22 protein-coding genes are annotated in these 23,133 nt (G+C 68.3%); 16 read left to right on the forward strand and 6 right to left on the reverse strand.

All coding sequences use genetic code 11. From position 1 onward, the window contains the following. Positions 1-17: 17 nt before the first annotated feature. On the forward strand, positions 18-686 hold the full coding sequence (locus tag OG984_RS05725; protein WP_328530674.1) for a GAP family protein: 669 nt from the start codon (positions 18-20) through the stop codon (positions 684-686). Further along, positions 686-2,164, forward strand: a complete 1,479-nt coding sequence (gene cls / locus OG984_RS05730) for a cardiolipin synthase (protein WP_328530675.1) — start codon at positions 686-688, stop codon at positions 2,162-2,164. The genes OG984_RS05725 and cls overlap by 1 nt, the downstream gene beginning before the upstream one ends. On the opposite strand, the gene OG984_RS05735 is transcribed toward cls, so the two are convergent. After that, positions 2,136-3,869, reverse strand: coding sequence for a SulP family inorganic anion transporter (locus OG984_RS05735; RefSeq protein ID WP_328530676.1), 1,734 nt, complete (start codon positions 3,867-3,869; stop codon positions 2,136-2,138). The genes cls and OG984_RS05735 overlap by 29 nt on opposite strands. A 155-nt stretch (positions 3,870-4,024) precedes the next feature. Between OG984_RS05735 and OG984_RS05740 the strand changes: the two genes are divergently transcribed. The 5 genes from OG984_RS05740 to OG984_RS05760 all read left to right on the forward strand — a co-directional run bounded on the left by OG984_RS05740 (position 4,025) and on the right by OG984_RS05760 (position 7,434). Beyond that, entirely contained in the window at positions 4,025-4,441 is a 417-nt protein-coding gene (locus OG984_RS05740) for a DUF6325 family protein (RefSeq protein WP_328530677.1), read from the forward strand. Between the two features lie 15 nt (positions 4,442-4,456). Further along, entirely contained in the window at positions 4,457-4,768 is a 312-nt protein-coding gene (locus OG984_RS05745) for an SHOCT domain-containing protein (protein ID WP_328530678.1), read from the forward strand. 199 nt (positions 4,769-4,967) lie between these two features. Next, positions 4,968-5,396: a DUF7144 family membrane protein gene (locus OG984_RS05750; RefSeq protein WP_328530679.1), complete on the forward strand. Its 429-nt coding sequence runs from the start codon at positions 4,968-4,970 to the stop codon at positions 5,394-5,396. A 1-nt stretch (position 5,397) separates the two neighbouring features. After that, positions 5,398-6,051 (forward strand): HdeD family acid-resistance protein, encoded by a 654-nt coding sequence (locus tag OG984_RS05755; RefSeq protein ID WP_328530680.1) that lies wholly within the window; start codon positions 5,398-5,400, stop codon positions 6,049-6,051. Positions 6,052-6,060: 9 nt separating this feature from the next. After that, positions 6,061-7,434 carry a hypothetical protein gene (locus OG984_RS05760; protein WP_328530681.1) on the forward strand — a complete coding sequence of 458 codons (1,374 nt, stop codon included), beginning with the start codon at positions 6,061-6,063 and terminating at the stop codon, positions 7,432-7,434. Here OG984_RS05760 and OG984_RS05765 read toward each other — a convergent pair. The 3 genes from OG984_RS05765 to OG984_RS05775 form a co-directional block, all read right to left on the reverse strand. Next, positions 7,427-10,030 (reverse strand): LuxR C-terminal-related transcriptional regulator, encoded by a 2,604-nt coding sequence (locus OG984_RS05765; protein WP_328530682.1) that lies wholly within the window; start codon positions 10,028-10,030, stop codon positions 7,427-7,429. The genes OG984_RS05760 and OG984_RS05765 overlap by 8 nt on opposite strands. Positions 10,031-10,351: 321 nt before the next feature. Beyond that, the gene (locus tag OG984_RS05770; RefSeq protein WP_328530683.1) at positions 10,352-12,124 is read right to left on the reverse strand and encodes a SulP family inorganic anion transporter; all 1,773 of its coding nucleotides are present in this window, start codon (positions 12,122-12,124) and stop codon (positions 10,352-10,354) included. A 145-nt stretch (positions 12,125-12,269) separates the two neighbouring features. Then, a complete protein-coding gene (locus OG984_RS05775; RefSeq protein ID WP_328530684.1) occupies positions 12,270-12,608 on the reverse strand; it encodes a hypothetical protein in 339 nt (112 codons plus the stop codon). A 297-nt stretch (positions 12,609-12,905) separates the two neighbouring features. Between OG984_RS05775 and OG984_RS05780 the strand changes: the two genes are divergently transcribed. Then, positions 12,906-14,159 (forward strand): tyrosine-type recombinase/integrase, encoded by a 1,254-nt coding sequence (locus OG984_RS05780; RefSeq protein WP_328530685.1) that lies wholly within the window; start codon positions 12,906-12,908, stop codon positions 14,157-14,159. Positions 14,160-14,164: 5 nt separating this feature from the next. Here OG984_RS05780 and OG984_RS05785 read toward each other — a convergent pair whose 3' ends face one another. After that, positions 14,165-14,374, reverse strand: a complete 210-nt coding sequence (locus tag OG984_RS05785; protein ID WP_008359944.1) for a helix-turn-helix domain-containing protein — start codon at positions 14,372-14,374, stop codon at positions 14,165-14,167. 157 nt (positions 14,375-14,531) lie between these two features. Between OG984_RS05785 and OG984_RS05790 the strand changes: the two genes are divergently transcribed. The 4 genes from OG984_RS05790 to OG984_RS05805 all read left to right on the forward strand — a co-directional run bounded on the left by OG984_RS05790 (position 14,532) and on the right by OG984_RS05805 (position 18,314). Then, on the forward strand, positions 14,532-15,167 hold the full coding sequence (locus OG984_RS05790) for a class I SAM-dependent methyltransferase (RefSeq protein ID WP_328530686.1): 636 nt from the start codon (positions 14,532-14,534) through the stop codon (positions 15,165-15,167). A 163-nt stretch (positions 15,168-15,330) separates the two neighbouring features. Then, positions 15,331-15,819, forward strand: coding sequence for a hypothetical protein (locus OG984_RS05795; protein WP_040755490.1), 489 nt, complete (start codon positions 15,331-15,333; stop codon positions 15,817-15,819). Positions 15,820-15,894: 75 nt separating this feature from the next. Further along, positions 15,895-16,896, forward strand: a complete 1,002-nt coding sequence (gene sbnA / locus OG984_RS05800) for a 2,3-diaminopropionate biosynthesis protein SbnA (protein WP_008359937.1) — start codon at positions 15,895-15,897, stop codon at positions 16,894-16,896. Next, entirely contained in the window at positions 16,893-18,314 is a 1,422-nt protein-coding gene (locus OG984_RS05805) for an MFS transporter (RefSeq protein WP_050800848.1), read from the forward strand. Before sbnA ends, OG984_RS05805 begins: the two co-directional genes overlap by 4 nt. An 82-nt stretch (positions 18,315-18,396) precedes the next feature. On the opposite strand, the gene OG984_RS05810 is transcribed toward OG984_RS05805, so the two are convergent. After that, positions 18,397-18,657 carry a CDGSH iron-sulfur domain-containing protein gene (locus OG984_RS05810; protein WP_008359934.1) on the reverse strand — a complete coding sequence of 87 codons (261 nt, stop codon included), beginning with the start codon at positions 18,655-18,657 and terminating at the stop codon, positions 18,397-18,399. 150 nt (positions 18,658-18,807) lie between these two features. On the opposite strand from OG984_RS05810, the gene OG984_RS05815 reads away from it, so the two are divergent. From OG984_RS05815 to OG984_RS05830, 4 genes are all read left to right on the forward strand, one after another. Beyond that, a complete protein-coding gene (locus OG984_RS05815) occupies positions 18,808-19,113 on the forward strand; it encodes a metal-sensitive transcriptional regulator (RefSeq protein WP_328530687.1) in 306 nt (101 codons plus the stop codon). A gap of 73 nt (positions 19,114-19,186) precedes the next feature. After that, on the forward strand, positions 19,187-20,224 hold the full coding sequence (locus OG984_RS05820; RefSeq protein WP_328530688.1) for a hypothetical protein: 1,038 nt from the start codon (positions 19,187-19,189) through the stop codon (positions 20,222-20,224). Between the two features lie 58 nt (positions 20,225-20,282). Next, positions 20,283-22,655, forward strand: coding sequence for a heavy metal translocating P-type ATPase (locus OG984_RS05825; RefSeq protein WP_328530689.1), 2,373 nt, complete (start codon positions 20,283-20,285; stop codon positions 22,653-22,655). Between the two features lie 113 nt (positions 22,656-22,768). Then, positions 22,769-22,981 (forward strand): heavy-metal-associated domain-containing protein, encoded by a 213-nt coding sequence (locus OG984_RS05830; protein ID WP_008359926.1) that lies wholly within the window; start codon positions 22,769-22,771, stop codon positions 22,979-22,981. Positions 22,982-23,133 lie beyond the last annotated feature (152 nt).

Genomic DNA, 23,133 nt, shown 5'->3' on the forward strand with positions numbered 1-23,133 from the left:
TGCGCTGAGGTCGGGCCATGGAAGAAGCAATCGGCCAGTCTCTACCGATCGCGGTCGGGGTGCTCGTCAGTCCCTTCCCGATCGTCGCACTCGTTCTCATGCTGGTCAGCCGCCGTGCTGGCTCGAACGGCACGGCCTTCGTCCTCGGGTGGCTCGCCGGAATCTTCGTCCTCGGGACGTTGGTCGCGCTGCTCGCCGGCGGTGCCGGATCAGGGGGCCAGGACACGCCGCTCTGGGCAGTCCTGCTGAAGATCTTCCTCGGAGCCCTGCTCCTGCTGCTCGCCGTACGCAGCTGGCAGGGGCGGCCGGCCGAGGGCGAGTCCGCGCCCGTCCCGAACTGGATGGCGACGATCGACGCCTTCAACGCGTTCAAGGCGTTCGGCGTCGGGGTGCTTCTGGGAACGGTCAACCCGAAAAACCTGCTGCTCGTGATCTCGGCGGGCACCACGATCGCGACGGCGACCTCGGAGACCAACCAGCAGATCGTCGCGGTGGCCGTGTTCACCGTCGTCGCGAGCCTGGGTGTGCTCGTGCCCTTCGGCATCTACCTGGTGGCGGGGGAGCGTGCGGCTGGGCTCCTGGATGGCATCAAGGCGTGGATGATCGCCTACAACGCGGTGATCATGACCGTTCTCCTCTCTGTGCTCGGGGTCAAGATGCTCGGCGACGGCGTGGCGTCGTTCTGATGGATGAGGGCACCTGGATCGCCAGCCTCGTCAGCGCAGCTCTCGCTGTTGCCCACGTCGCGGTCTGCGTGGTCGCGCTGGGCGTGATACCCGGAGGCCGGAAGCCGTCGACCGGCCTCGCCTGGCTGTTCCTCATCCTGGCGCTGCCGGCGTTCGGCCTGCTCGCCTTCCTGCTCTTCGGGAGCACCAGCGTCGGCCGCAAGCGCCGCGCGTGGCAGCGGCAGGTCAACGAGCGGATCAGCGCCGAGCTCAGGTCCGACCCGGCGGCGCTGACCGCCCCCGCGGGCCCGACGCTGGGAGCCGTCCGGCTGAACGAGCACCTGGGATCGTTGCCGCTGACCGGAGACAACCGGGTCGAGGTGTTCCCCGAGTACGCGGAGACGATCGCGGCGATGACGGCGGACGTACGCCGGGCGCGATCGTTCGTGCACGTGGAGTTCTACATCTCCGCCTGGGACGAGGCCACTGGTGACTTCTTCGACGCGCTCGTCGAGGCGGTCGGCCGAGGGGTCGAGGTGCGCTTCCTCTTCGACCACCTCGGCTCGCGCGGCATCCCCGGTCACCGGGACATGCTGTCGCGGTTGGAGGGTTCCGGCATCAGGTGGGCCGCGATGCTTCCGGTCCGGCCGCTGCGCGGTGAGCTCCGCCGCCCGGATCTGCGCAATCACCGCAAGATCCTCGTCGTCGACGGGGTGGTTGCGTTCGCGGGCTCGCAGAACCTCATCGAGCCCGGCTACGACAAGCCCAAGAACCACAAGGCCGGCCGCGAGTGGGTCGACCTGATGGTCCGGGTGGAGGGGCCGGCGGTGCGGGACCTGGCGATCGTCTTCGCGACCGACTGGTACGCCGAGACCGCCGAGAACATCCGGGACCTGCTCGGTCCACGCGCGCCCTTGGAGGGCCAGCGGACCGGACGAGCCGCCGAGGACGTCTCGTGCCAGATCGTGCCGAGCGGACCCGGGTTCGTGACCGAGAACAACCTGCGCCTGTTCAACACGCTGATCTACGGCGCCCAGTCACGGATCTGCCTGGTCAGCCCCTACTTCGTGCCCGACGAATCGCTGCTCTACGCGGTCACGACGGCCGCCCAGAGGGGTGTCGAGGTCGAGCTGTTCGTGAACGAGGGCGCCGACCAGTTCATGGTCTTCCACGCGCAGCGCTCCTACTACTCCGACCTCCTCGATGCCGGTGTCAGAATCCGGCTCTACCCCGTGCCCTACGTCTTGCATACCAAGTTCTTCACCGTCGACGACACGATCGCCGTGATCGGCTCCTCGAACATGGACTACCGCTCCTTCGCGCTCAACTACGAGGTCGTCCTGCTGCTCGAGAGTGATCGCGTGGTCCGCGATCTGCAGGGCGTGCTCGACGACTATCGGAAGAGGTCGAGCGAGCTCACCGCGGAGCGCTGGTCGCGGCGCGGCCGCGGGGCTGCGTACATCGACAACGTCATGCGTCTGACGGCGGCCCTGCAGTAGCGGCCGCGAGGGCGGCCTCGACGGTCGGGTAGACAAGCGGCTGGCCCTCCTCGGCGGCCTGGGTCAGCACGTCGCGTACCTGGCCCACGTCGCCGGCCAGCACCAGGTCGGCACCGGCGCGCCGCAGGTCTGCGCGCAGCTGGGTCAGCATCGCGGTGGCGGTGACGTCGATCGACGGAGTCGCCCGGCCGTCGAGCACCACCAGCCGGAGGTCGGGGACGTCCGTGGCGAGCTCGCGGATCCGCTCGCGCACGTAGTCGGCGTTCGCGAACAGCAAGGACGCCTCGACCCTGACCACCAGGACACCCGGGACCCCTGCGTACACCGGGTTGCGGCTCTGGTCCACCCACAGGCCCGGGTGCGGTGCCGCGACGCCGTCGTCGGAACCCGCGTCGGAACCGGCGACGGGGGCCAGTGGTGCGATGTGCGGCCGCGAGGTCCGTGCGATGAGCAGGACGAAGGAGACGCCGATGCCGATCACCAGGCCGGGCAGGGTCTCGAAGACGAGCACGCCGACCAGGGCGGCGACGGCACCCACGAAGTCGGCGCGTGCGCTGAGCTGGTAGACCTTGGTGAGCTGTCCGGTCCGAACCCGCCACAGCCGCCGCAGCGCGGAGAAGTCGACGAGCTCGATCACCGCGGCGATCACGATCGCGGCGAGCGCGGCCTCTGGAAGGTCGGAGAAGAGCCGGGTCATGAACAGCAGGGTGAGCAGCGTGAGCGTCGCCGCCGTCACCGCCGAGAGCTGCGATCTCGCACCGGCCGATCCGTTGACGGCGGTCTTGGACAGCGAGCCGTTCACCACCATGCCGCTGGCCAGCCCTGACCCCAGGTTGGCGACGCCCAGGCCGAGCAGCTCTCGGTTCGGGTCGATGTCGTACCCGCTCTTGGCGGCGTACGTCTTCGCGGCGCCCAGGCCCTCCACGAAGCCGACGAGCATCAAGCCGACGGCGGCCGCGAAGAGGTCGCGGAACTGGGCGGCCGACACGTCCGGGAGCCCGATGGCAGGCAGCCCGGCCTCGATGTGGCCGACGATGGCGACCCCCCGACCGTCGAGGTCGAGCAGGGCGGTGAGCCCGATGCAGGCCAGCGCCACGAACAAGGAGGCGGGAAGGAGCGGGACAAGACGCCGGAGCACGAGCAGGACGACGAGGCTGCCGACTCCGATGGCGATGGTCAGGGCGTCGACGTCACCTAGGTGGCGCAGAAGGTCCCAGGACTTCTCGAAGAAGTTGCCCGAGCCCTTCTCCACACCGACCAGTGGCGGTAGCTGTCCGATGATGATCGTCAGCGCGAGCCCGATGATGAAGCCGCGCAGGACCGGCTCGCTGATGAAGGCGGCCAGGAAGCCCAGGCGCAGGATGCCGGCGATGAGAGCGACGACGCCCGTCGCGATCGCCAGGCCGACGGTGAGCGCGACGACGTCGGCCCCACCGGAGGCGAAGGATCCCACGATCCCTGCCGAGAGAGCCGCGGTCGCCGACATCGGTGCGACGATCATGTGGCGCGAGGAGCCGAGCAGGCTGTAGAGCACCAACGCAGGCACAGCCGCGTAGAGGCCCACGACGGGCGGAACACCGGCGATGGTGGCGTATGCCAACGACTCCGGGACGAGCACAGCCCACACGGTGAGCCCGGCGAGCACGTCGGACCTGATCCAGGACCGTGAGTAACCGCTGAATGAAGGAGCGAGGAGTCTGGCCACGATCGGTGAGGCTGCTATGCCGGGCCGGTTCCCGGATCGCCCGGAAGGGGTGACCGCCGCAGGTCACCCGATGCGGGTGAGCGCCGTCGCTACTCGGCGACCTAGCGTCCGAGCTGTTCTGTCGTCCGGCAGGCGTACGACAAGAGGGAGGCACCATGGACCGCGGCCCGGTCGAGATTCTGTTCCTGTCGATGTCGGAGGAGGTCGATCTCGGCGACGTCGTGGCGGTGCTGCGACCTTCGGTCGAGAGCGGGGTCATCAAGATCATCGACTGCGTGCTGATGGCCAAGGACGCCGATGGCACCTTCCGTGCCCTCGACCTCGAGGAGCAGGAAGGCCTGCCGAATGAGCTCGCCGGGCTCGAGATCGACGCCAACGACCTGCTGAGCGACACCGACATCGAGCTGTTCGCCACCGCCCTCGAACCGGGGCAGGCGGGACTCGCTGTCGTCTACGAGGAGGTCTGGGCGCGGGAGGCCGTCACCCGGATCCGGAACGTGGGCGCCGAGGTCGAGCTGTTCCTCCGCGTGCCACCCGAGGACGTCGAGCTCGCCTTCGCATCCGCCCGCTAGCAGAGGAGACCCGCCATGTTCGCCCGACGCATCGGCCGCCCCGGCCTGCTCGGTACCGTCGCACGCACTGCTGTCATCGCCGGCACCGCGACGGCCACCTCGAACGCCATCAACCGCCGGCAGGCGGCCAGGGCCCAGGAACGGGCCGAGGCACAGGCGTACGAACAGCAGCAGTACGCAGCGGCCCAGGCTCCCGCACCGCTCGCGCCGGCGGCCCCGGCGCAGAACGATCTGATCGGACAGCTCGCCAAGCTGGGTGAACTGCACAGCCAGGGGGTTCTCAGCGACGAGGAGTTCGCAGCCGCAAAACAGCAACTGCTCGGCTGAGGCACACCAGCAGCGAGGACATGGCGACCGGAACTCTGGCCGTGTGACTGACCGAGCGCCGGGAATCCGCGCTGCGAACGTCTTCGGCGCCGGAGGATCGCCCGTTGCGGGTGAGCCCGTCGGGGCTGACGCCGCCTAACTTCTCGTCCACCGAAGCGGTCGACGAAGAACCGCTCACGACCATAGGGAGCACCCCATCATGAGCAGCACCACTTCACGAGGCGGAGGCTATGACACTCCGGTCAAGACCGCCTTCGCCTTCTCCGGCGCCATCTTCGCCGGCACCATCCTCACGATCGTAGGCATCTTCCAGCTCCTCGCCGGCATCGCTGCCGTGGCCGAGGACAAGGTCTACGTCAAGGGCGTCGAGTACGTCTATCAGTTCGACATCACCGCCTGGGGCTGGATCCATCTCATCCTGGGGGTGATCGCGATTGCCGTCGGCATCGGCATGCTCCTCGGGCAGACGTGGGCCCGTGTCTCCGGCATCATGATCGCGGTCCTCGGCTCTGTCTCCGCGTTCATGTTCATGCCCTACTACCCGTTCTGGGCACTCGCGATGCTGGCGCTCTACATCTTCGTCATCTGGTCGCTCGCGCAGCTGATGTCGAGCGATGCCGAGTTCTGACGTGGCAAGCTCCGACATCCCCAGACCCGAGGACCCGAGCCGCGACGCGCAGGACATGGACGCCGACCAAGACCCGATCGCGAGCGCGCCGGACCGTCCGGTGGGTTCGGGGTCCGTGTTCGAGGGCCTCGGGGACTACTGGGGCCTTGTCCTGGCCTACGGACTGGTCACCACCGCGCTCGGCATCATCCTGGCGGTCTGGCCGAAGCAGACGCTCGTCGTACTCGCGGTGATCGTCGCGATCCAGGTCATCGTGTCCGGCGTGTTCCGCCTCATCGCCGCGGTGGCCGGCAGCTCCATGGAAGGCGGCCTGCGAGCGGTCGTCGGCTTCTCAGGTGCGCTGGCGATCATCGTCGGCCTGCTCTTCCTGCGAGACCCGGTGCAGACGGTGCTCATCGTCACTCTGCTGCTCGGAGTCTGGTGGGTCATCGGAGGCATCGTCGACATCATCGGCGCCGTCCTCCGGCCGGCCCCGGGCCGACGTATGTGGGACATCACCGCCGGAGCCATCACGCTCCTCGCCGGTGCGGTGCTCCTCATCAACCCGGTGGTGTCCTTGGGCGCTCTCCTGGTGGTCTCCTGCGTCTGGCTGATCGCCGCCGGCATCGTCGCGATCGTGATGGCCTTCCGTCTTCGTGCTGAGGCGAAAGGCTGAGGTGTCGGGATGAGCGAGGAGCCGGCACCACGCGCGGATGACAACCGGACCGAGAGTGAGCTAGATCGCCTCAGCCGGCTCCGCGCGGAGGTCGCTGCGCTCGAGAGCCAGATGGGCCTTGCGGCCGAGCCGTCCGCAGCCACCCCTGGGCCGACGCGCAGGGGTGGCTGGTGGCGCGGGGTGGTGGTGACCCTGTGCCTCACGTTGCTGGCTCTCCTGTGCCCATTGGCCGTCGTGGCGACCTGGGCACGCGACGAGGTGGGTGACACCGACCGCTACGTGGCGACGGTCACCCCGTTGGCATCCGACCCAGCGATGCAGAAGGCGATCGCCAACCGGATCACCGAGGAGCTCACCACCCGGGTCGACATCCGTCAGATCATCATGCGGATCGTCGAGGCGCTGCGGCAGGGCGGCCTCGGGCCGCAGGCCGCCGACGGGTTGGAGACGCTCTCGACGCCGCTCGCCAACGCAGCGGACGACTTCATCGCCGATCAGGTCGACAAGGTCGTACGCTCTGACGCATTCGCCGTCGCCTGGGACGAGGCGAACCGCGAGGCGCACGCGCAGATGGTCGCGCTGCTCACCGGGAAGGAGAGCGCCGTACGTCTGGAGGGCAACGCCGTCACCATCGATCTCGCCGCCTTCATCGAGGTCATCAAGGAACGGCTCATCGAGCAGGGCTTCGGCCTCGCCGCCAGGATCCCGGAGATCAACGCGAGCTTCACGGTGTTCGAGTCCGACCAGCTGCCCAGGGCCCAGAGCGGGTTCCAGCTCCTGACCGCGCTGGCACGCGCTCTGCCGATCGCGGCCCTCGTGCTGCTCGGGACCGCTCTCGTGATCAGCACGCGCAAGCGGCGCACGCTGCTCGCGGCGGCACTGGTGGTCGCCGGCTCGATGCTCGTGCTCGGCCTGGCGCTCAATGGTTTCCGGGCCTTCTACCTCAACGCGGTCAGCGCCGAGGGCCTCTCGATCGACGCCGCGGCGGTCTTCTACGACACCGTCGTGCGGTTCATCAGGTTCAACCTGCGCGCGGTCCTGGTGATCTCCTTGGCCGTCGCCCTGGTCGCGTGGGTGAGCGGCCCTTCGGCCTCGGCGCTCGGCCTACGCCGTGGCGCCTCCCGGACGCTGGCGGTGGTCCGCACCCGTTCCGACAGCGCGGGCCTGGGCACCGGGCCAGTCGGTGCCTTCCTCGGCCGCCACCGCACCGCGATCAGGGTTCTGATCGCGGGCCTCGCCGTCGTGACCTACGCCCTCGCCGACCGCCCCACCGGCGCCTGGACGCTCACCCTCGTGCTCATCGCCGGTGTCGTGCTGCTGGTCGTCGAGGTGCTGGCCCGGCAGCCGGTTCACGGTGAGACGACCGAGGCCGAGGTCAGATGAGGTTCAGGCTCCTCGCCACGGCCAGCGCCTGACTGCGTCGCGAGACGCCGAGCTTGGCGTACAGACTGCTGACGTGGGTCTTCACCGTGTTCTCGGAGACGAAGAGCGTGGCACTGATGTCGGCGTACGTCGATCCACGGGCCAGCTCACGAAGGACGTCGCGTTCCCGGGCGCTGAGCCCCGGGAGCGGCCCGGCCGACTTGTCGACGGTCTCGGTCGGCCGGGGTGTGCCCTGATCGAAGTACGTCGTCAGGCTGGTCAGGTTCGCGATGCCGGACGAGATCCTGCCGACCCAGCGATGCGGCCGGAGCGCGGGGAACCGACCCAGCATGGTCTGGACGGGCGTCCCCTGTCGGGTCCAGCCGAGGAACGGGATTGCGTTCTGGCGCACCTCGGTCTCGATCGCGACCTGCTGGAGCAGTTCCGCGGCCGCCGCCGTGTCGCCCAGCTCGTGGAGCAGCTCAGCGCGGCCGACGAGCGCGATCCCTCGAGTCATCGGCTGGGACCAGGTCGTCTGCTGCGCGGCGGTGTCGAAGAGGTCCGCGGCGAGCCGCCGGTCTCCGTCGAGGTCGGCGCGCAGGGCCTTGGCCAGCGCTGCCTCGCCGGTCATCCCGTGCTCGGTGAGCGCGGCCTCGACCGTCTTCAGCGAACGCCGATCGGTCGCCAGCGCGGCGAGCTCGGCCCGATTGAGCAGAAGAGCGACCTGCAGATGGTCGGGCAGCGGGAAGGACCCGGGCAGGTCCAACGGCTCCTCGAGGATCTGGCGGGCGCGCACGACCGAGTGGCCGGACAGGGTGACGTGTGCTTCGCGAAGTCTCATCCAGAACCGGGTGCACAGGTCCGCGGGATGGAGCGCCGCGGCCGGGATGGGCTCCAGCTCGAGCCAGGGGCACCGTGCGGTGCGGGCGAGTGCCGTGGCCAGCGCCGTCCGGGTGCGGATGAAGTCGCTACGAGGGCTCTGCGGGCGACCTCGGTAAGCCCGCTCGAGCAGTGCGACGGCTTCGTCAGCGATCTCCCCGCAGGCCGCCTCGCGGCCCAGCATGTACTCGGTCATCGCCAGATGACTGGAGGCAGCGGCACCGACCGCCGGCATGTTCCAGCTGCGAGCCAGTCCGATCGCCGAGGTGAGGCTCTGCTCCGCCTCCAACAGCTGACCGAGCCAGCCCTGCGTGATGCCGAGCTCCGTGAGCAGCTGCGGCAGGATGTCAGCCGCCCCGCCGGCGCCGTGCCTGCCTTGGACCACCGCGACCGCCCTGTCCGCCGCGTCGCTCAGAGGCTCGAGGCCGAGTCGCGCCCGCATCAGTCCGATGCAGGCCAGCTCTTCCTCCGACATAGCCGCTGACTCCGCCAGACATCGATCGAACCAGTGCTCGGCCTCGGGTACGCCGCCGTCGAGCCACGCCTCGATCGCGAGTGCGAACCACGTCCTCGGGGTCGTTTCGACGTGCTCGGCGAGGTTGCGTGCAAAGGCGCTGAGCCGGTCGCCGTCGCCACGCAACGCCGACTTGACGCCGTCCTCGGCGAGCACGACCGCCATCTCCTCGTAGGCCCCGACGGCCTCCAGCCGCATCAGCGCGCCGCGGGCCTCGCCCTGGGACCGGTCGATCCGGACAGCACGCACCACCGTAGATCGCGCCCGGGCGACGTCGACCCCGCCTGCGACCAGCCGGCGGCGTACGACCTCCGCGAGCAGCGGATGGATCCGATACGCCTCCTCGGCATCGGGGACCAGCGGGACCGCGCGGGTCACGAGCAGCCCGGTGCTCTCCAGATCGGCGAGCGTGTCGCCGGCGCTCGGGTCCTGTGAGAGGTGCGCGGCGGTCCTGGCGGTGACGACGGTCTCGGCGGACGTACACAGCAGCAGGTGTCGCGCTCCCGCGGACAACGATGCGAACGCCTCGCTCGCCACCCGGTCACCGAGACCGACGGTTCCGTCCTCGAAGACGGTCTCGCCCGCGCTGCCCGGCGGGCTCGCATGAACGGACCGGGCCGCGAGGACCACTGCGGCACACCAGCCGCGTGCCTGCCGGGTGATGGCGTCGATGACGGGTCTCGACGGGGTGCGGGCGTGCTCCACGATGAGTGCCTCGGCGTCGGCGTCGCTCAGCCGCAGGACGTTGCCTCTGATGACCGACAGGTCCCCGAGCAGCTCCGGCACGAGCCTGGTGAAGGGCAGGTCCCAACGGCTGATCATCACCAGCCGCATCGAGTCGGGGTCGTCGTTGAGCCTCTCGTTGATCATCCGGTGCGTGGATGCGGGAAGCAGGTGCGCGTCGTCGATGATGACGCGCTGGGGCGTGCCGTCGGCTGCCGATGCGGCGTCGAGCATGCCGGAGAGCTGCTCGGGGCTCATCGAGTCGTCGCCGTCGACCCAGCGCTGCGCGCGCCGAGGCCCGTCGCCGGTCTGTTCCCGAAGCCATCCGGCGACCCCCAGGGTCTTGCCGGCACCTGCAGGCGCGATCAGCAGCGTGATCGCGGCATCGACAGAGCGGTCGAGTTCGGCCCACAGCGAGCGGCGTGGTACGTAGACCTTCGGGAGGCGGGGCCAGGGGGCGCTGCCTGAGTTGTCATCGGAACTCGACCTGGGTATCGCCACCGGCGCCTCGTGGCGCGGAATCGGTGCGGGTCCTTCTGTCGTCGAGTCTGTAGCGGGCGCCGACCTGCTGCGCTGCACAACCCCTCCCCTCAGCCAGAGCTCAGTTGCCAGTGTCCGTGCCGTGCGCTCGTGCTGGGGGAGTGTGATGAGCGGCACCGTGTCGTCGTCGGGCGACCCAGTCGTCGTCTGGCCGTCCCGCGACGGTTCTCAACATAGATGGCCGAAGGATCGACAAGATCACCTATTTCAGGTGACCGGGATCAGATCCGCTTCTTCAGCGGCCGACGGCGGCGGAAACGGGTCTGGGAACCCTGCGCTGAGCTAGAGGGCCATCTGGTCGGGAGGCCAGTCGCCCCGGTGCGGGTCACGATGGGCTCCCGTGACCGCCGGCCGCTCCTGGTCTGCGGTCTTCTCGGCGTCCTGTGCCACCCAGGCGACCGCATCCTCGTAGGCTCGCCGGGTCGCCTCCCAGATCACGGCGCTGCCCTGGTAGACGGCGCCCGCCGTGCCGAGAGTGCCGTCTGACTCGAGCTGGCGGACGAGCCGCTCGTTGTCGGTGACGATGACCAGCCGGCTGTCGAGGTCGGCGAGCTCGGCGGCGTACGTCCTCAGCACCTCGAGCAGCGTCGCGCCGGCCTCGTCTGCGCCACGGAGCCGCAGGATCACCACAGATCTCCGCGAGGCGGGGGTCACCTCCGGCATCTGCGAGCGCAGCGCGGAGGCGGTGGCGAAGAAGATCGGGCCGTACGGTTGGAGCACCACCACTTCGCGGTCGCCGAGGCGCGCAGGCGGGTTGGTCTCGATGACCCGATGGTCGTCGCCGAGCACGAGGCGGCGGGTCACCAGCCGCGAGGACTGGCCGATCACGAACAGCAGCACCGAGAGCCCGACGCCGACCAGCACGGCGTACTGCAGCGGCATCAGCAGCGTGAGCACCAGGGTCGTGAGCATCACCGTCAGCGGCACCGGCCCGGTCCTGGCGACCGCGAGCAGCTTGGCCGGCTTGATCGTGCCGACCCCGACGACGATCAGCAGCCCTGCCAGAGCCGGCATCGCAACGTGCTCGACCACGTCTCCGAGCAGCACGATGACCACCGCCATGACGCCCGCCGCGACCAGGAGCGCGAACCGGTTCCGGGCGCCCGCGCTCACGACCAGCGAGGTGGCCGACATCGACCCGCCGACGGGCACACCCCGAAAGAGTCCCGAGACGACGTTTCCCGCGCCTTGGCCGATGAAGTCACGAGAGGGACGCGCCGGACCGTCCTGGTTCGGGAAACCCGCGGAGACGCCGGCGCCCTGCACGAGGCCGACGAAGGCGAGGGAGGCGGCAGGGAGGAGCAGATCGAGCGCGGCGGATAGGTCCGGGAACACCGGCAGCGGCAACGAGCCGGGCACGTCGGCGACATCGGAGACAAGAGCCACGGAGTCGCTGCCGATCGCGTTCAGCACGGCGGCCAGGGCGGACCCGGCGACCACGGCTACGACCAGCCCGGTGGCGCCCAGCCGGGTGCGCTGCAGGACGAGGATGCCGGCCACCGTCGTCAGGCCCACGAGCAGCGACGCGAGATCGACCGCGCGGAGGTGCAGCAGCAGGTCGAGCGCCGCGGCGACGCGGTTGCCTCCCTGGGAGTCGTAACCCGTGAAGTTGTCGAGCTGGCCGAGCACGATGCTGATGCCGACCGCGGAGATGAACCCCGTCATCACCGACGTGGACACGAACCGCAGCAGTCGGCCCAGACGGAACGCCCCGGCGGCGATCATCAGGACACCGGTGAGGATCGTCAGCGTGGCGAGCGCACGGACCGGATCCTCGTACGCATCGAGGTCGACGTCTGCCACGATGATCGCCATCGCCCCCGTGCCCTGGATCGCCATCGCGGCGCTGCCCGTGAACAGTGCCCCGCCGGCAAGGCCGAACAGGTAGCCGTAGAGCCCGGCGACCGGGTTCACCCCGGCGAGGAGGCCGCTGGCCAGCCCGTCCGGGACGGACTCGATACCGAGCACGGCACCCGCAGCGGCGTCACGCCGGGCCGCGCGACGGTCGAACAGATGGCGAGGCAACCGGACCCGCTCGCGCAGCCAGGTCAGCATCGGGCCTTCGGCGGGGTCTTGGTGACGTACGCAGGACTGCTCACCACACCATCGCAGCGCCGCCTCGCTGTAGTCGCCTCACCTGACTCGGGTGAGGGCCGGAGCCTCTGGCTCGATCTGGCGGCGGGGGAGGCCGGGACCGAGCTCACGACACCCCGGGAAGCGCCGAGCGGTTCCCGTTGGACGAAGGTCGTCGACCGGACATCGGCTCGCCGGGGGCGTAACGCTCTGTCGACAGCTGGTCGGCGGAGACCCATTCCGTCGACCAGTCCGTCGGCGTGGTCATGCGCACGATCTGAGCCCACCACACGTACTTGCCGAACTGATCGGCCGGTGAGTGTGCCCAGGCCAGAAGGAACACCGGGTCGCCTTCGCTCCCCGGCGAGGGCGATAGATGCCGCCAGCAGTGCCGCGCCTCCGGGCGGGGCACGATGATCGGTGGCTCAAGGCCGGGTGGCTTCGAGGAACCTGGCGTGCGGGTCATGAATCGATCATACGTTCGATTGACTCGGAAGTGATCTCCGAGGTGCTGGCAGGGGAGAGGCACATGAAAGAACCCCGTCTGACCAGTCAGGCGGGGTTCTCAGTGGTGGACGATACTGGGTTTGAACCAGTCCGCCCTGGATGACGCCTTTGTGCTGGTCGGCAGCGTGAACGTACCTTCTGATCAGGGAAAACACATCGCTGCGTTTCGGGTCACAAGTGGTCACGACTGGCCAGATCTTGACCCCCAACGGCTACAGAACGGCTACGAAGCCGTTCACGGAATCCAGGGGAGACCATGGTCAAGAAGTCGGCGCAGGGCAAGCGCAAGTTCGGTCAGCTTTATACGTTGGGCAGCGGACGCATCCAGGCGCGCTACACCGGTCCGGACGGCCGGCGCCATCCGGCGCCGATGACCTTCGAAGACAGTGACGCCGCGACGGCGTGGCTCCTGCGTGAGCGTCGCTTGCTCGAGGAAGATCCGACGGGTTGGACGCCGCCTAAGGCACGCGCAGCGAAGAAGAAGTCTCAGGCGGTCACCTTTGGCGCGTTCGCCGAGCGGTGGCTGCTGACGCGCAAGGTCAAGGGGCGACCGCTTGCGGGACGAACGCGTGACCACTACCAGGATCTCCTGGATCGCTTTATCCTCCCGACATTCGAAGAGACGGTCGTCAAGCACATCACGCCCGAGATGGTTGACGACTGGTACGACGCAACTGCTCTGGATACGCCGACCTACCGTGCCCATGCGTACGGCTTGCTGCGAACGATCTTGAAGACCGCGGTCGAGCGCAACGTGATCCCGGCCAACCCGGCTCACGTGAGAGGAGCGGGGTCGGTGAGTGCTGCACACGATGTCGAGACCGCAACGCTGAACGAGGTCGCGACGATCGTTGCCATGATGCCTGCGAAGCAGCGGCTCATGATCTTGCTCGGAGCGTGGTGCTCCAACCGTTACGGCGAGATCGCCGAGCTCAGACGCCGCGACATCGATCTCAAGCGCATGGTGATCCGCGTGCGCCGCGAGGTCGTCTGGGTCAAGGATGCGGACGGACGCTATGTCGCCACGGTGAAGGCGCCGAAGACCGATGCTGGCAGCCGTGACGCTCCGATCCCTCCCCACCTCGTTCCCGATATCAAGGACCACCTCAAGCATCATGCGGCCGACGGTCTCGACGGGCTGCTCTTCCCGAACGCCCAGGGCGGGCAGGTCCGTCACAGCACCTTCTACGGCCAGGCGCCGGTCATCGACAAAAAGACGAAGAAGATCCGCCGCAAGGGGCATGGTTGGTACGCCGCCCGCCATGCGGCCGGTCGTCCCGATCTCCACTTCCACGACCTGCGCCACACCGCCCTGACCAATGCTGCGATCGCCGGCGCCACGATCGCTGAACTGATGGCCCTCGCCGGCCACTCGACGCCCGCCGCCGCGATGCGCTACCAGCACGCCGCCCGCGACCGAATGCAGGACCTCGCCAAGCGCCTGTCGGAGATGGCAGTCGGAGAGTTGGGCGCCAACGAGGGCTCGAGCCGATCTGGCAGCGCGGCGTAGGACGGTCACTCCACCCAGCGGGCGCTCGGGACCTGGTGTCCTGATGCCTCCAGGTCAGTCCGCTTGATGCGGATCGCCCTCGGTCCGAAGCGGTACGCAACCAGCGTTCCCGCCGCGATACGCCGGCGAAGGGTCTTGACCGACTGGCCAACGACTTCGGCTGCCTCGGGCAAAGAGAGGTAGATGTCGTGTGTCTGCTTGTGGGCTGTGCGCATGCGGTGCTCCTATCCTCGTGTGCCGACGTTGACGTTCGGCACACAGCTATTAGGTGCTCCATCGGCCCCGATCGACCTCCGTGGGCTCGTCTGGGCGATAGCACAAGCCAGATGAGGCGCCTCTAACTGCTTGCGCAGGTATGCCATGGTGGCACTCGTGAGGATCCCGTTCCCCGAAATCGCGTTGAGGGCGTTCAGTCGCCAGCTCGGCAGTCCTTCAGGTCCCTTGGGAGGCGTGGTCGCACGCATTCTCAACAAGGGCAATCGCACCGCCACTGAATCGGCCGTGAAGGCACTCGACCTGAAGGGCGACGAGGTCGTCGCCGACATGGGGTTCGGTGGTGGGGTCGGGCTTCAGTTGCTCCTTGCGGCGTCCCCGCACGGCAACGTGCTCGGGATCGAACCGTCTGGCGACATGCTCTCACGGGCGAGGCGAACATTCGGCGAGGCGGTGGCTGCAGGACGTCTGGTTCTCCACGAAGCGACGATGTCGTCGCTGCCGGTCGCCGATGGGGAGCTCGATGGCTGGATCAGCCTGAACACGATCTACTTCATCCCCGAGCTGGAACCCGCATTCGCGGAGCTGTCGCGGGTTCTCGCGCCCGATGGCCGCGGCGTGCTCGGCATCGCCGACCCGGACTGGATGGCATCGCAGCCGTTCGTCAAGCAGAACTTCTTACTGCGCTCAGTCGATGACGTCATCGGCCAACTCCAAGAGGCAGGTTTCGCCGTCGAACGGATCGAGCTCGACCGCGATGGATCCTTGTACAACCTCTTGGTCTGTACACACTGAGCACCGCCCCCGTCGTCGGGGTGTGAACGGCGACCCCAGAAGCCGGTTCAAACAAAGGCGACGGGTTGTGCCCTAGGTCACGTCGTGGCGTCAGGGTTTCTTCAGGATCGGCTGCTAACTTGGGCCGCGCCGGACTGTTGAGGATGACGACGCAAGGGGGCGTATGTACTCGGGTGCCAACGCGGCCGTCTCGTCCCGTTTTCGTCGCTTCGCGTTCTCTGCAAGTCAGTCCCGTGTCGTGGTGGCCCTGATGGCGGCCATGGTGTTTGCAGTGCATCTGCTGAGCATGCACAGCGGTCACCACGGAGGTTCCGACCATGGCGTCGTTGAGCCTGTTGCTGAGTCGGTGACTCTGGCAGCGGCCGATCTCGGCGAGAGTGAGCAAGACGCGGTCGGGCATGCGGACGACGGCGCTTGGACCGGTTTCGCCGGTGACGTGGACGCAGTCGCTGTTGAGCATCCTCATGGCGAGTACGAGTGCGGCGAGATCACTCAATCGCGTCTTGGAGTCGCTGCATCGGCGCTGACACCTGCCCTGGGATGCTTGTGGGTCCTCCCTCGCCCCGTGGCGCTCATCCAGTCTCAGGACCCCTTTGATCTGCCGCGGTGGACCCCGCATCCCGTTCGTGAACTCGGAGTGCAGCGGGTCTAGGAGCCGACGTCGTTCGACGACGCCTTCCTAGACCTTTCACGCACCTTTCGACTTCATGAACGAAGGAACTTTGGCATGCCCGAAAACATCCACGACTCCCTGATCACCTGCGTTGGCGATACCCCGCTGCTGCGGTTGCGACGCTGCTTTCCGGACCCGGACCGAGAGGTGATCGCGAAGCTCGAGATGCTCAATCCCGCTGGCAGCATGAAGGACCGCCCGGCGCGCTTCATCATCGAATCCGGCCTGGCGGCAGGCGATCTTCGACCTGGGATGCGGCTCGTGGAGAGCACCTCAGGGAACCTCGGAGTGGCGCTGGCAACGATGGCCAAGCTCCATGGGTTGGCCTTCACCGCGGTAGTCGACCCCAAGACGACCCCGACCAACCTTCGACTCCTTCAGACTGTAGGAGCCGACGTGGAGCTGGTAACTGAGCGAGACGAGAGCGGTGGTTACCTACACACCCGGGTCCGCCGGGCCCGGGAGCTCGCAGAATCCAGCCCGGACAGCGTGTGGGTCAACCAGTACGCCAACGACCTCAACTGGCGTGCGTACTACGAGACCAGCGGTCGCGAGGTCCTCGACGCAATCCAGACCCCGGTGGACTACTTGGTGGCAGCCGTATCCACCTCCGGTTCGATCCTGGGACTGGCCAGGCGGCTTCGCGAGCGGTATCCCGCGATGCAGGTCGTGGCCGTAGATGCGGTCGGGTCGGTCATCTTCGGTGCGCCGGCGGGTCCTCGAGAGATTCCCGGCTACGGAGCGAGCCGCGTGCCCGAGCTTCTGAGCCGCTCGGAGATCGACCACGTGGTCCACATCGACGATGCTCGAGCGGCGCTGGGCTGCAGGCACCTGGTCGCGACCGAGGGCGTCCTGGGTGGCGGGTCATCCGGCGCGGTGGTCGCAGCCATTACGCAGTTCCTGCCGACCACACCGCCTGGCAGCCGTGTCCTGACGGTGCTGCCGGACCGGGGGGAGCGGTACCTCGATCTGGTCTATGACGACCAGTGGCTCGAGACGGTCTCCACGGTCGGCGGGATGGCGGGTCAGCGACTGGACGTGTCAACGCGGGCGTGAGAGAGCAGATGACCCTGCGGCGGACGGACATGGGGCTGCTGTGGATCTCCCAGTTCGTCAACACCGCCGGGCTGATGGCGCTGGTGCCGATCATGCCGCTGTACATGGCATCGCTCGGCGCCTCCGACGCCACCGTCGGGGTCTGGGCGGGGGCCGCGATCGCGGCTCCCGCCCTCCCGCTGGCGATCACCACACCGCTGTGGGGCCGATTGGGCGACCGCATCGGTCCCAAGTGGATGGTGGTCCGCGCCCTGGTGGGCTTGTGTCTGGCGATGGCTCTGATGGCCGTTGCCGGCAGTCCACTGGCCCTGCTGGCTGCACGGGTCGTGCAGGGCACGCTCGGAGGCGTGGTCGAGGCAGCCGCGGCGTATGTGGGGTCTGCGGCCTCGGAGGGCGGCCGTGGGCGCGCACTGGGTCGCTCCTACAGCGCCACGGCAGCTGGCGCCCTGGCTGGTCCGGTTGCCGGCGGCACGCTGGTGGCCACCGGTGATCTCCGGCCGCTGCTGATCGGGATCGCCGTCGCGGCGTTGCTGCTCGGGGCTGTCTGCACGCTCCGGCTGCGGAATCCGCACGCTGCACGGCAGCCGTCCACGGGCTCAGAACCGGCCCGGGCATCTCTAGCGTCCGTGTGCTCTCGGATCGGCTGGGTTCCCTTGGCCGGGGGTTTCCTCGCCTTCTTCGGCGTCTACGGTTTGATCCCGATCTATGCCGACTTCGTCACCGAACTGGTGGCCGAACCCCAACACGCGGGGCCATGGGTGGGCGGGCTCCATGCAGTGATGTGGGCCGGCACCCTGGTCGGCTCCCTGTGGTGGGGCAAGGTCAACGACAAGACCGGTCTTCCGCTGCGCACGCTGGCCATCGCGAGCGGCATCACCGCCGGGACAGTGCTCATCCAGGCAGCTGTCGGCTGGCTGCCAGCGTTGGTGCCGCTGCGGTTCATTCAGGGCTTCTGCTTCGCCGCGCTGGCACAGTCACTGATGTTGTATGCCTCGCAGAAGGCGGGCCAACACGAGCGTGCCGGGTATCTCGGCGTCGCCAACAGCTTCCTCCTCGGCGGGCAGTTCCTCGGACCGCTCATGGCCGGAAGTGCGATGGCGCTACTCACCCCGTCCGTCGGCGTGCTGATCACCGGGATCTGTGTGGCCTCGACGGCTCTGCTCGTCTTGGCGCCGGCCATTGCCACGGCCCGTGCATCCCGCGGCGAATCGGCCCGGGCGCCGGCGATGCCCTTCGTCCCGGAGCGCTGGCGGGCCCAGTCAGGCGGTCGGCACGCAGCTCCTCGCAGGCCGCAGCACCGCAAGGGAAGCCAGCCAGGACCGCGGGTACCCAATGAAGGTCGGAGTCGTGTCCCAGCCGTCTCGACTCACCCCGCAGCCGCGCGGCCACGCGATCCTCGTTCAAGAGTGAACCGGTGATGGCCAAGCCTGGGGAGCTGGTGTCGCGCCTCTGGCCCGACGGCAGTCAGCTGTCGGGCCAGAGGTGGAGGTGCGGACCGACCTAGGCGTCTTGTGCTTGTTCTGCCGCGGCCGCACGCTGGCCAGCAACGAAGCCAACCTTGGCATGGGAGCCGTCGCAGAACGGCTTGTTCCTGGATTCGCCACAGCGGCACAGGAAGATCGTCTTGCCGGTGTCGTAGCTGTTGCCGTCGTGGTCGACGAGCTGCGCTGCACCCTTGATCTGGAGTGGTCCGTTGTCGACCGTCTTGATCGTTGTGGGCTTGGTCTGACTGTTGGCTTCGGGTGCCGAGTCGTCGGTCATGCGCGCTCCTTCTACGTTATCGGTGGGTCTGTCGCGGTGGACATCCGTACCTTAGGGGGGTATGGTTTCTCGCACAGCAGGAATATACCGTACCGGGGTATGGTTTCCGGACAGTCGAACAGATGTCGTTGGAGCAGCAGAGGAATGACCATGGGAAGTCACGATCACCAAGGTGAGCGCGGCTATATGCACCGCCAGGACGACTACCTCAAGCGGCTGCGGCGCATCGAGGGCCAGGTTCGTGGCCTGCAGCGGATGGTCGAGGACGAGAAGTACTGCATCGACATCCTCACGCAGGTGTCTGCGGTGACGAAGGCTCTGCAGTCGGTGTCCCTCGCGCTCCTTGACGAGCACCTCAACCACTGTCTGGTGCAGGCAGCGGCCGCGGGTGGGACGGAAGCCGACGAGAAGATCAAAGAGGCCTCCGACGCCATCGCCCGCTTGGTCCGCTCCTGACCCGCGGCATCGCCTACACGGACAGCCACTACTGACACCAGGACCGTATGGGTCCCGACTAAGGAGCCTCCACGTGAAGACCTCGCTCAAGCTCGGCGGATTCATCGCCGCTCTTGCTGCCGTTCTCGCCGTCGCGTTCGGCGTCGGCAACGCCACCGGGCCGATCGGCCGAACCGCACAGAACACCGACCACTCAGGAGATGACATGACCACGAACGCGGGCCACGGGCAGGCCGGCCACGACAACACCGACAGCAAAGCCAGCGGGCACGCCGGCCACGGCGGGGGTGCTAGCAAGCTGCCCGGCGGGCTGATGGTCTCGGAGCACGGATACACGCTGGACCTGGACTCGGCGATCCTGGCTGCCGGCCGTACTTCGGTGAAGTTCCGGGTGACGGGTCCCGACGGAGAGCCCGTCACCGACTACGAGCCCACCCATGACAAAGAGCTCCACTTCATCGCCGTCCGGCGGGACATGAGTGGGTTCCAGCACGTGCACCCCACGCTGGCCAGGTCTGGCGACGAGGCGGGCACGTGGACGACCGACCTCGACCTCACGCCCGGAGCGTGGCGGGTCTTCGCCGACTTCCGGGCCACCGCCCATGGCGAGACCATGACGCTGGGCAGCGACATCTCGGTCCCAGGCACCTACCAGCCGGCGCCGCTGCCGCCCGTCAGCCAGACTGCAGAGGTCGACGGCTACACCGTCACGCTGAAGGGGCAGCTGGTTCCCGAAGAGTCCTCGGAGCTGACGCTGACGGTGAGCCGGGATGGGCAGCAGGTGACCGACCTGGAGCCTTACCTCGCCGCGTACGGACACCTGGTGGCGCTGCGCTCGGGAGACCTGGCCTACCTGCACGTTCACCCCGAAGGTGAGCCGGGAGACGGCATCACCAAGCCCGGCCCGGACATCACCTTCTTCGCCACCGCGCCGTCTGCCGGACCGTATCGCCTCTACCTGGACTTCAAGCACGACGGCGTGGTCCGCACTGCCGAGTTCACCGTCCAGGCCGGCAGGTCCGCGCCCGCGTCGGGGGAGCCCGAGGCAGGTGAGTCCACCGCACAGCCCAGCGGTTCCGGCTCGGCAGGTCACGGCGGTCACAGCCACTGACCAGAACCAGCCGACACGCATCGAGAACGAGAAGCATTCGGTGAGGAAGGAAGAGACAATGAGCGCGCTCAATGACGTCATGCCCGAGAGCGGTGCCCCCGGCAACCAGGTCGAGCTTGCGATCGGTGGTATGACCTGCGCCTCGTGCGCGAACCGCATCGAGCGCAAGCTGAACAAGCTCGAGGGCGTGACCGCGACGGTCAACTACGCCACCGAGAAGGCCAAGGTCACCTACGCCAACGGCATCGAGCCGGCCGCGCTTGTGGAGACGGTCGAGCAAGCCGGCTACACCGCGCGACTTCCCGAGCCGAAGGGAACCTCGCGTCAGGCGGCGACCTCGGAGGCCGGCGCCGAGGCAGACCCTGTACACGCCTTGCGCAACCGGCTGGTCGTCTCGACGGTCCTGAGCGTGCCGGTGATCGCGATGGCGATGATCCCGGCGCTGCAGTTCAACTACTGGCAGTGGCTCTCATTGACGCTCGCCGCGCCGGTGGTGGTCTGGGGCGCGTTGCCGTTCCACAAGGCGGCCTGGACCAACCTCAAGCACGCCACCTCGACCATGGACACGCTGATCTCCATGGGCACGCTGGCTGCGCTCGGCTGGTCGCTGTATGCGCTGTTCTCCGGCACTGCCGGTGCGCCGGGCATGACCCACCCGTTCGAGCTCACCATCGCTCGCACGGACGGGTCCGGCAACATCTACCTCGAGGCAGCGGCCGGGGTGACCACGTTCATCTTGGCAGGGCGCTACTTCGAGGCCCGCTCCAAGCGCCGCGCCGGCGCAGCCCTGCGGGCACTGCTCGAGCTCGGCGCGAAGGAGGTGTCGGTCCTCCGCGACGGTCCCACCGGACCCACCGAGGAGCGGATCGGCGTCGACCAGCTGGCAGCGGGTGACCGGTTCGTGGTCCGGCCCGGGGAGAAGATCGCCACCGACGGCCGGATCCTCGAAGGCTCCTCAGCAGTGGATGCCTCCATGGTGACCGGGGAGTCGGTGCCGGTCGAGGTCGGCCCCGGCGACACGGTGATCGGCGCGACCGTCAATGCGGGTGGGCGGCTCGTGGTCGAGGCCACGCGTGTTGGTGCTGATACCCAGCTGGCGCAGATGGCCAAGCTGGTCGAGGACGCCCAGAACGGCAAGGCTCAGGCCCAGCGCTTGGCGGATCGGGTCTCGGGGATCTTCGTCCCGATCGTGATCGGCCTGGCTGTCGCGACCTTCGGGTTCTGGGCCGGCACCGGTGGTGGCATCGCTGCAGCGTTCACGGCTGCGGTGGCCGTGCTGATCATCGCCTGCCCGTGCGCGCTCGGGTTGGCGACGCCGACCGCCCTGATGGTGGGGACCGGCCGTGGCGCCCAGCTCGGCATCCTGATCAAGGGCCCCGAGGTGCTGGAGTCCACTCGCAAGGTCGACACCATCGTCCTGGACAAGACCGGCACCGTCACCACCGGTCAGATGACCCTGGTACGTACGGTCGTCGCCGACGGTGAGGACGTCGATGAGCTGCTGCGGTTCGCCGGCGCCCTGGAGAACGCGTCCGAGCACCCGATCGCACAGGCCATCGCCAAGGGCGCGGCCGCTCAGGTCGGTGACCTCCCGGCGGTCGAAGACTTCGCCAACATCGAAGGTCTGGGGGTGCAGGGGATCATCGTCGACGGGGAGGTCTCGCACGCCGTCCTGGTCGGACGGCCGCGGCTGCTCGCTGAGTGGTCCCAGCACTTGACGCCGCCGCTGGAGGCGGCGATGACCGACGCTGCTGAGAAGGGCCAGACCGCGGTGGCTGTCGGTTGGGACGGGCGAGCCCGCGGGGTCCTGGTCGTGGCCGATGCGATCAAGCCGACCTCTGCCGAGGCGATCAGTCAGCTGCGCAGCCTGGGGCTGACCCCGGTGCTGCTCACCGGAGACAACGCCACCGTCGCCACGGCGGTCGCGACCGCCGTCGGCATCGAGGCCGGGCCCGACACCGTCATCGCTGAGGTGATGCCGTCGGAGAAGGTCGATGTCATCAAACGACTCCAGCAAGAGGGCAAGACCGTCGCCATGGTCGGGGACGGTGTCAACGACGCCGCGGCACTGGCTCAGGCCGACCTCGGCCTGGCCATGGGCACCGGCACCGACGTCGCCATCGAAGCATCCGACCTCACCCTGGTCCGCGGAGACCTCCGCGTCGCCGCTGATGCGATCCGGCTCGCCCGGCGCACCCTGGGCAACATCAAGGGCAACCTGTTCTGGGCCTTCGCCTACAACGTCGCCGCACTCCCGCTGGCGGCCGCCGGACTGCTCAACCCGATGCTCGCCGGAGCCGCCATGGCGTTCTCCTCGGTGTTCGTGGTGTCCAACAGCCTGCGGCTGCGCGGCTTCCGAGCGACCAACAGCGACCCACGAACCGAAACCGACGTCACCGAAGCGTCCCGGCCCGAGCCGGTCAACGCCTGACCCCACACTTCTGGATTCTCGAGACGAATCGGGATCCCAGAGGACCTGCCTCGCCGGCAGGACCGAACAACCGGCCCAACCCGGGCGCGGAACCCACGAGAAAGGTTCACCCCATGGCAACCAACGCCACCTACACCGTCTCCGGCATGACCTGCGGCGGCTGCGCCGGCAAGGTCACCGACCAGGTCGAGCAGATCCCCGGCATCCTCGATGTCGACGTCGACCTCGCCACCGGCGCGATCACTCTCACCAGCGAGAACGACATCAGCGACGCGTCCGTGAAGCAGGCGGTCGAAAACGCCGGCTACAAGCTCGCCACCGCCTGAGACCGCACGGCCGATCTCCCGGACCCGTCGCCGCGCCACCGGTGAACGCGCGGCGACGGGGCCGGGAGTGTCAGATCCACGAAGAGAGCCGCTGCTGCCGGAATACCAAGCCGACCACACCCGGTCGCACTCCAGACCGGCGAGGCACACGC

It is taken from the genome of Nocardioides sp. NBC_00368, assembly GCF_036090055.1.
Lineage (GTDB): Bacteria > Actinomycetota > Actinomycetes > Propionibacteriales > Nocardioidaceae > Nocardioides.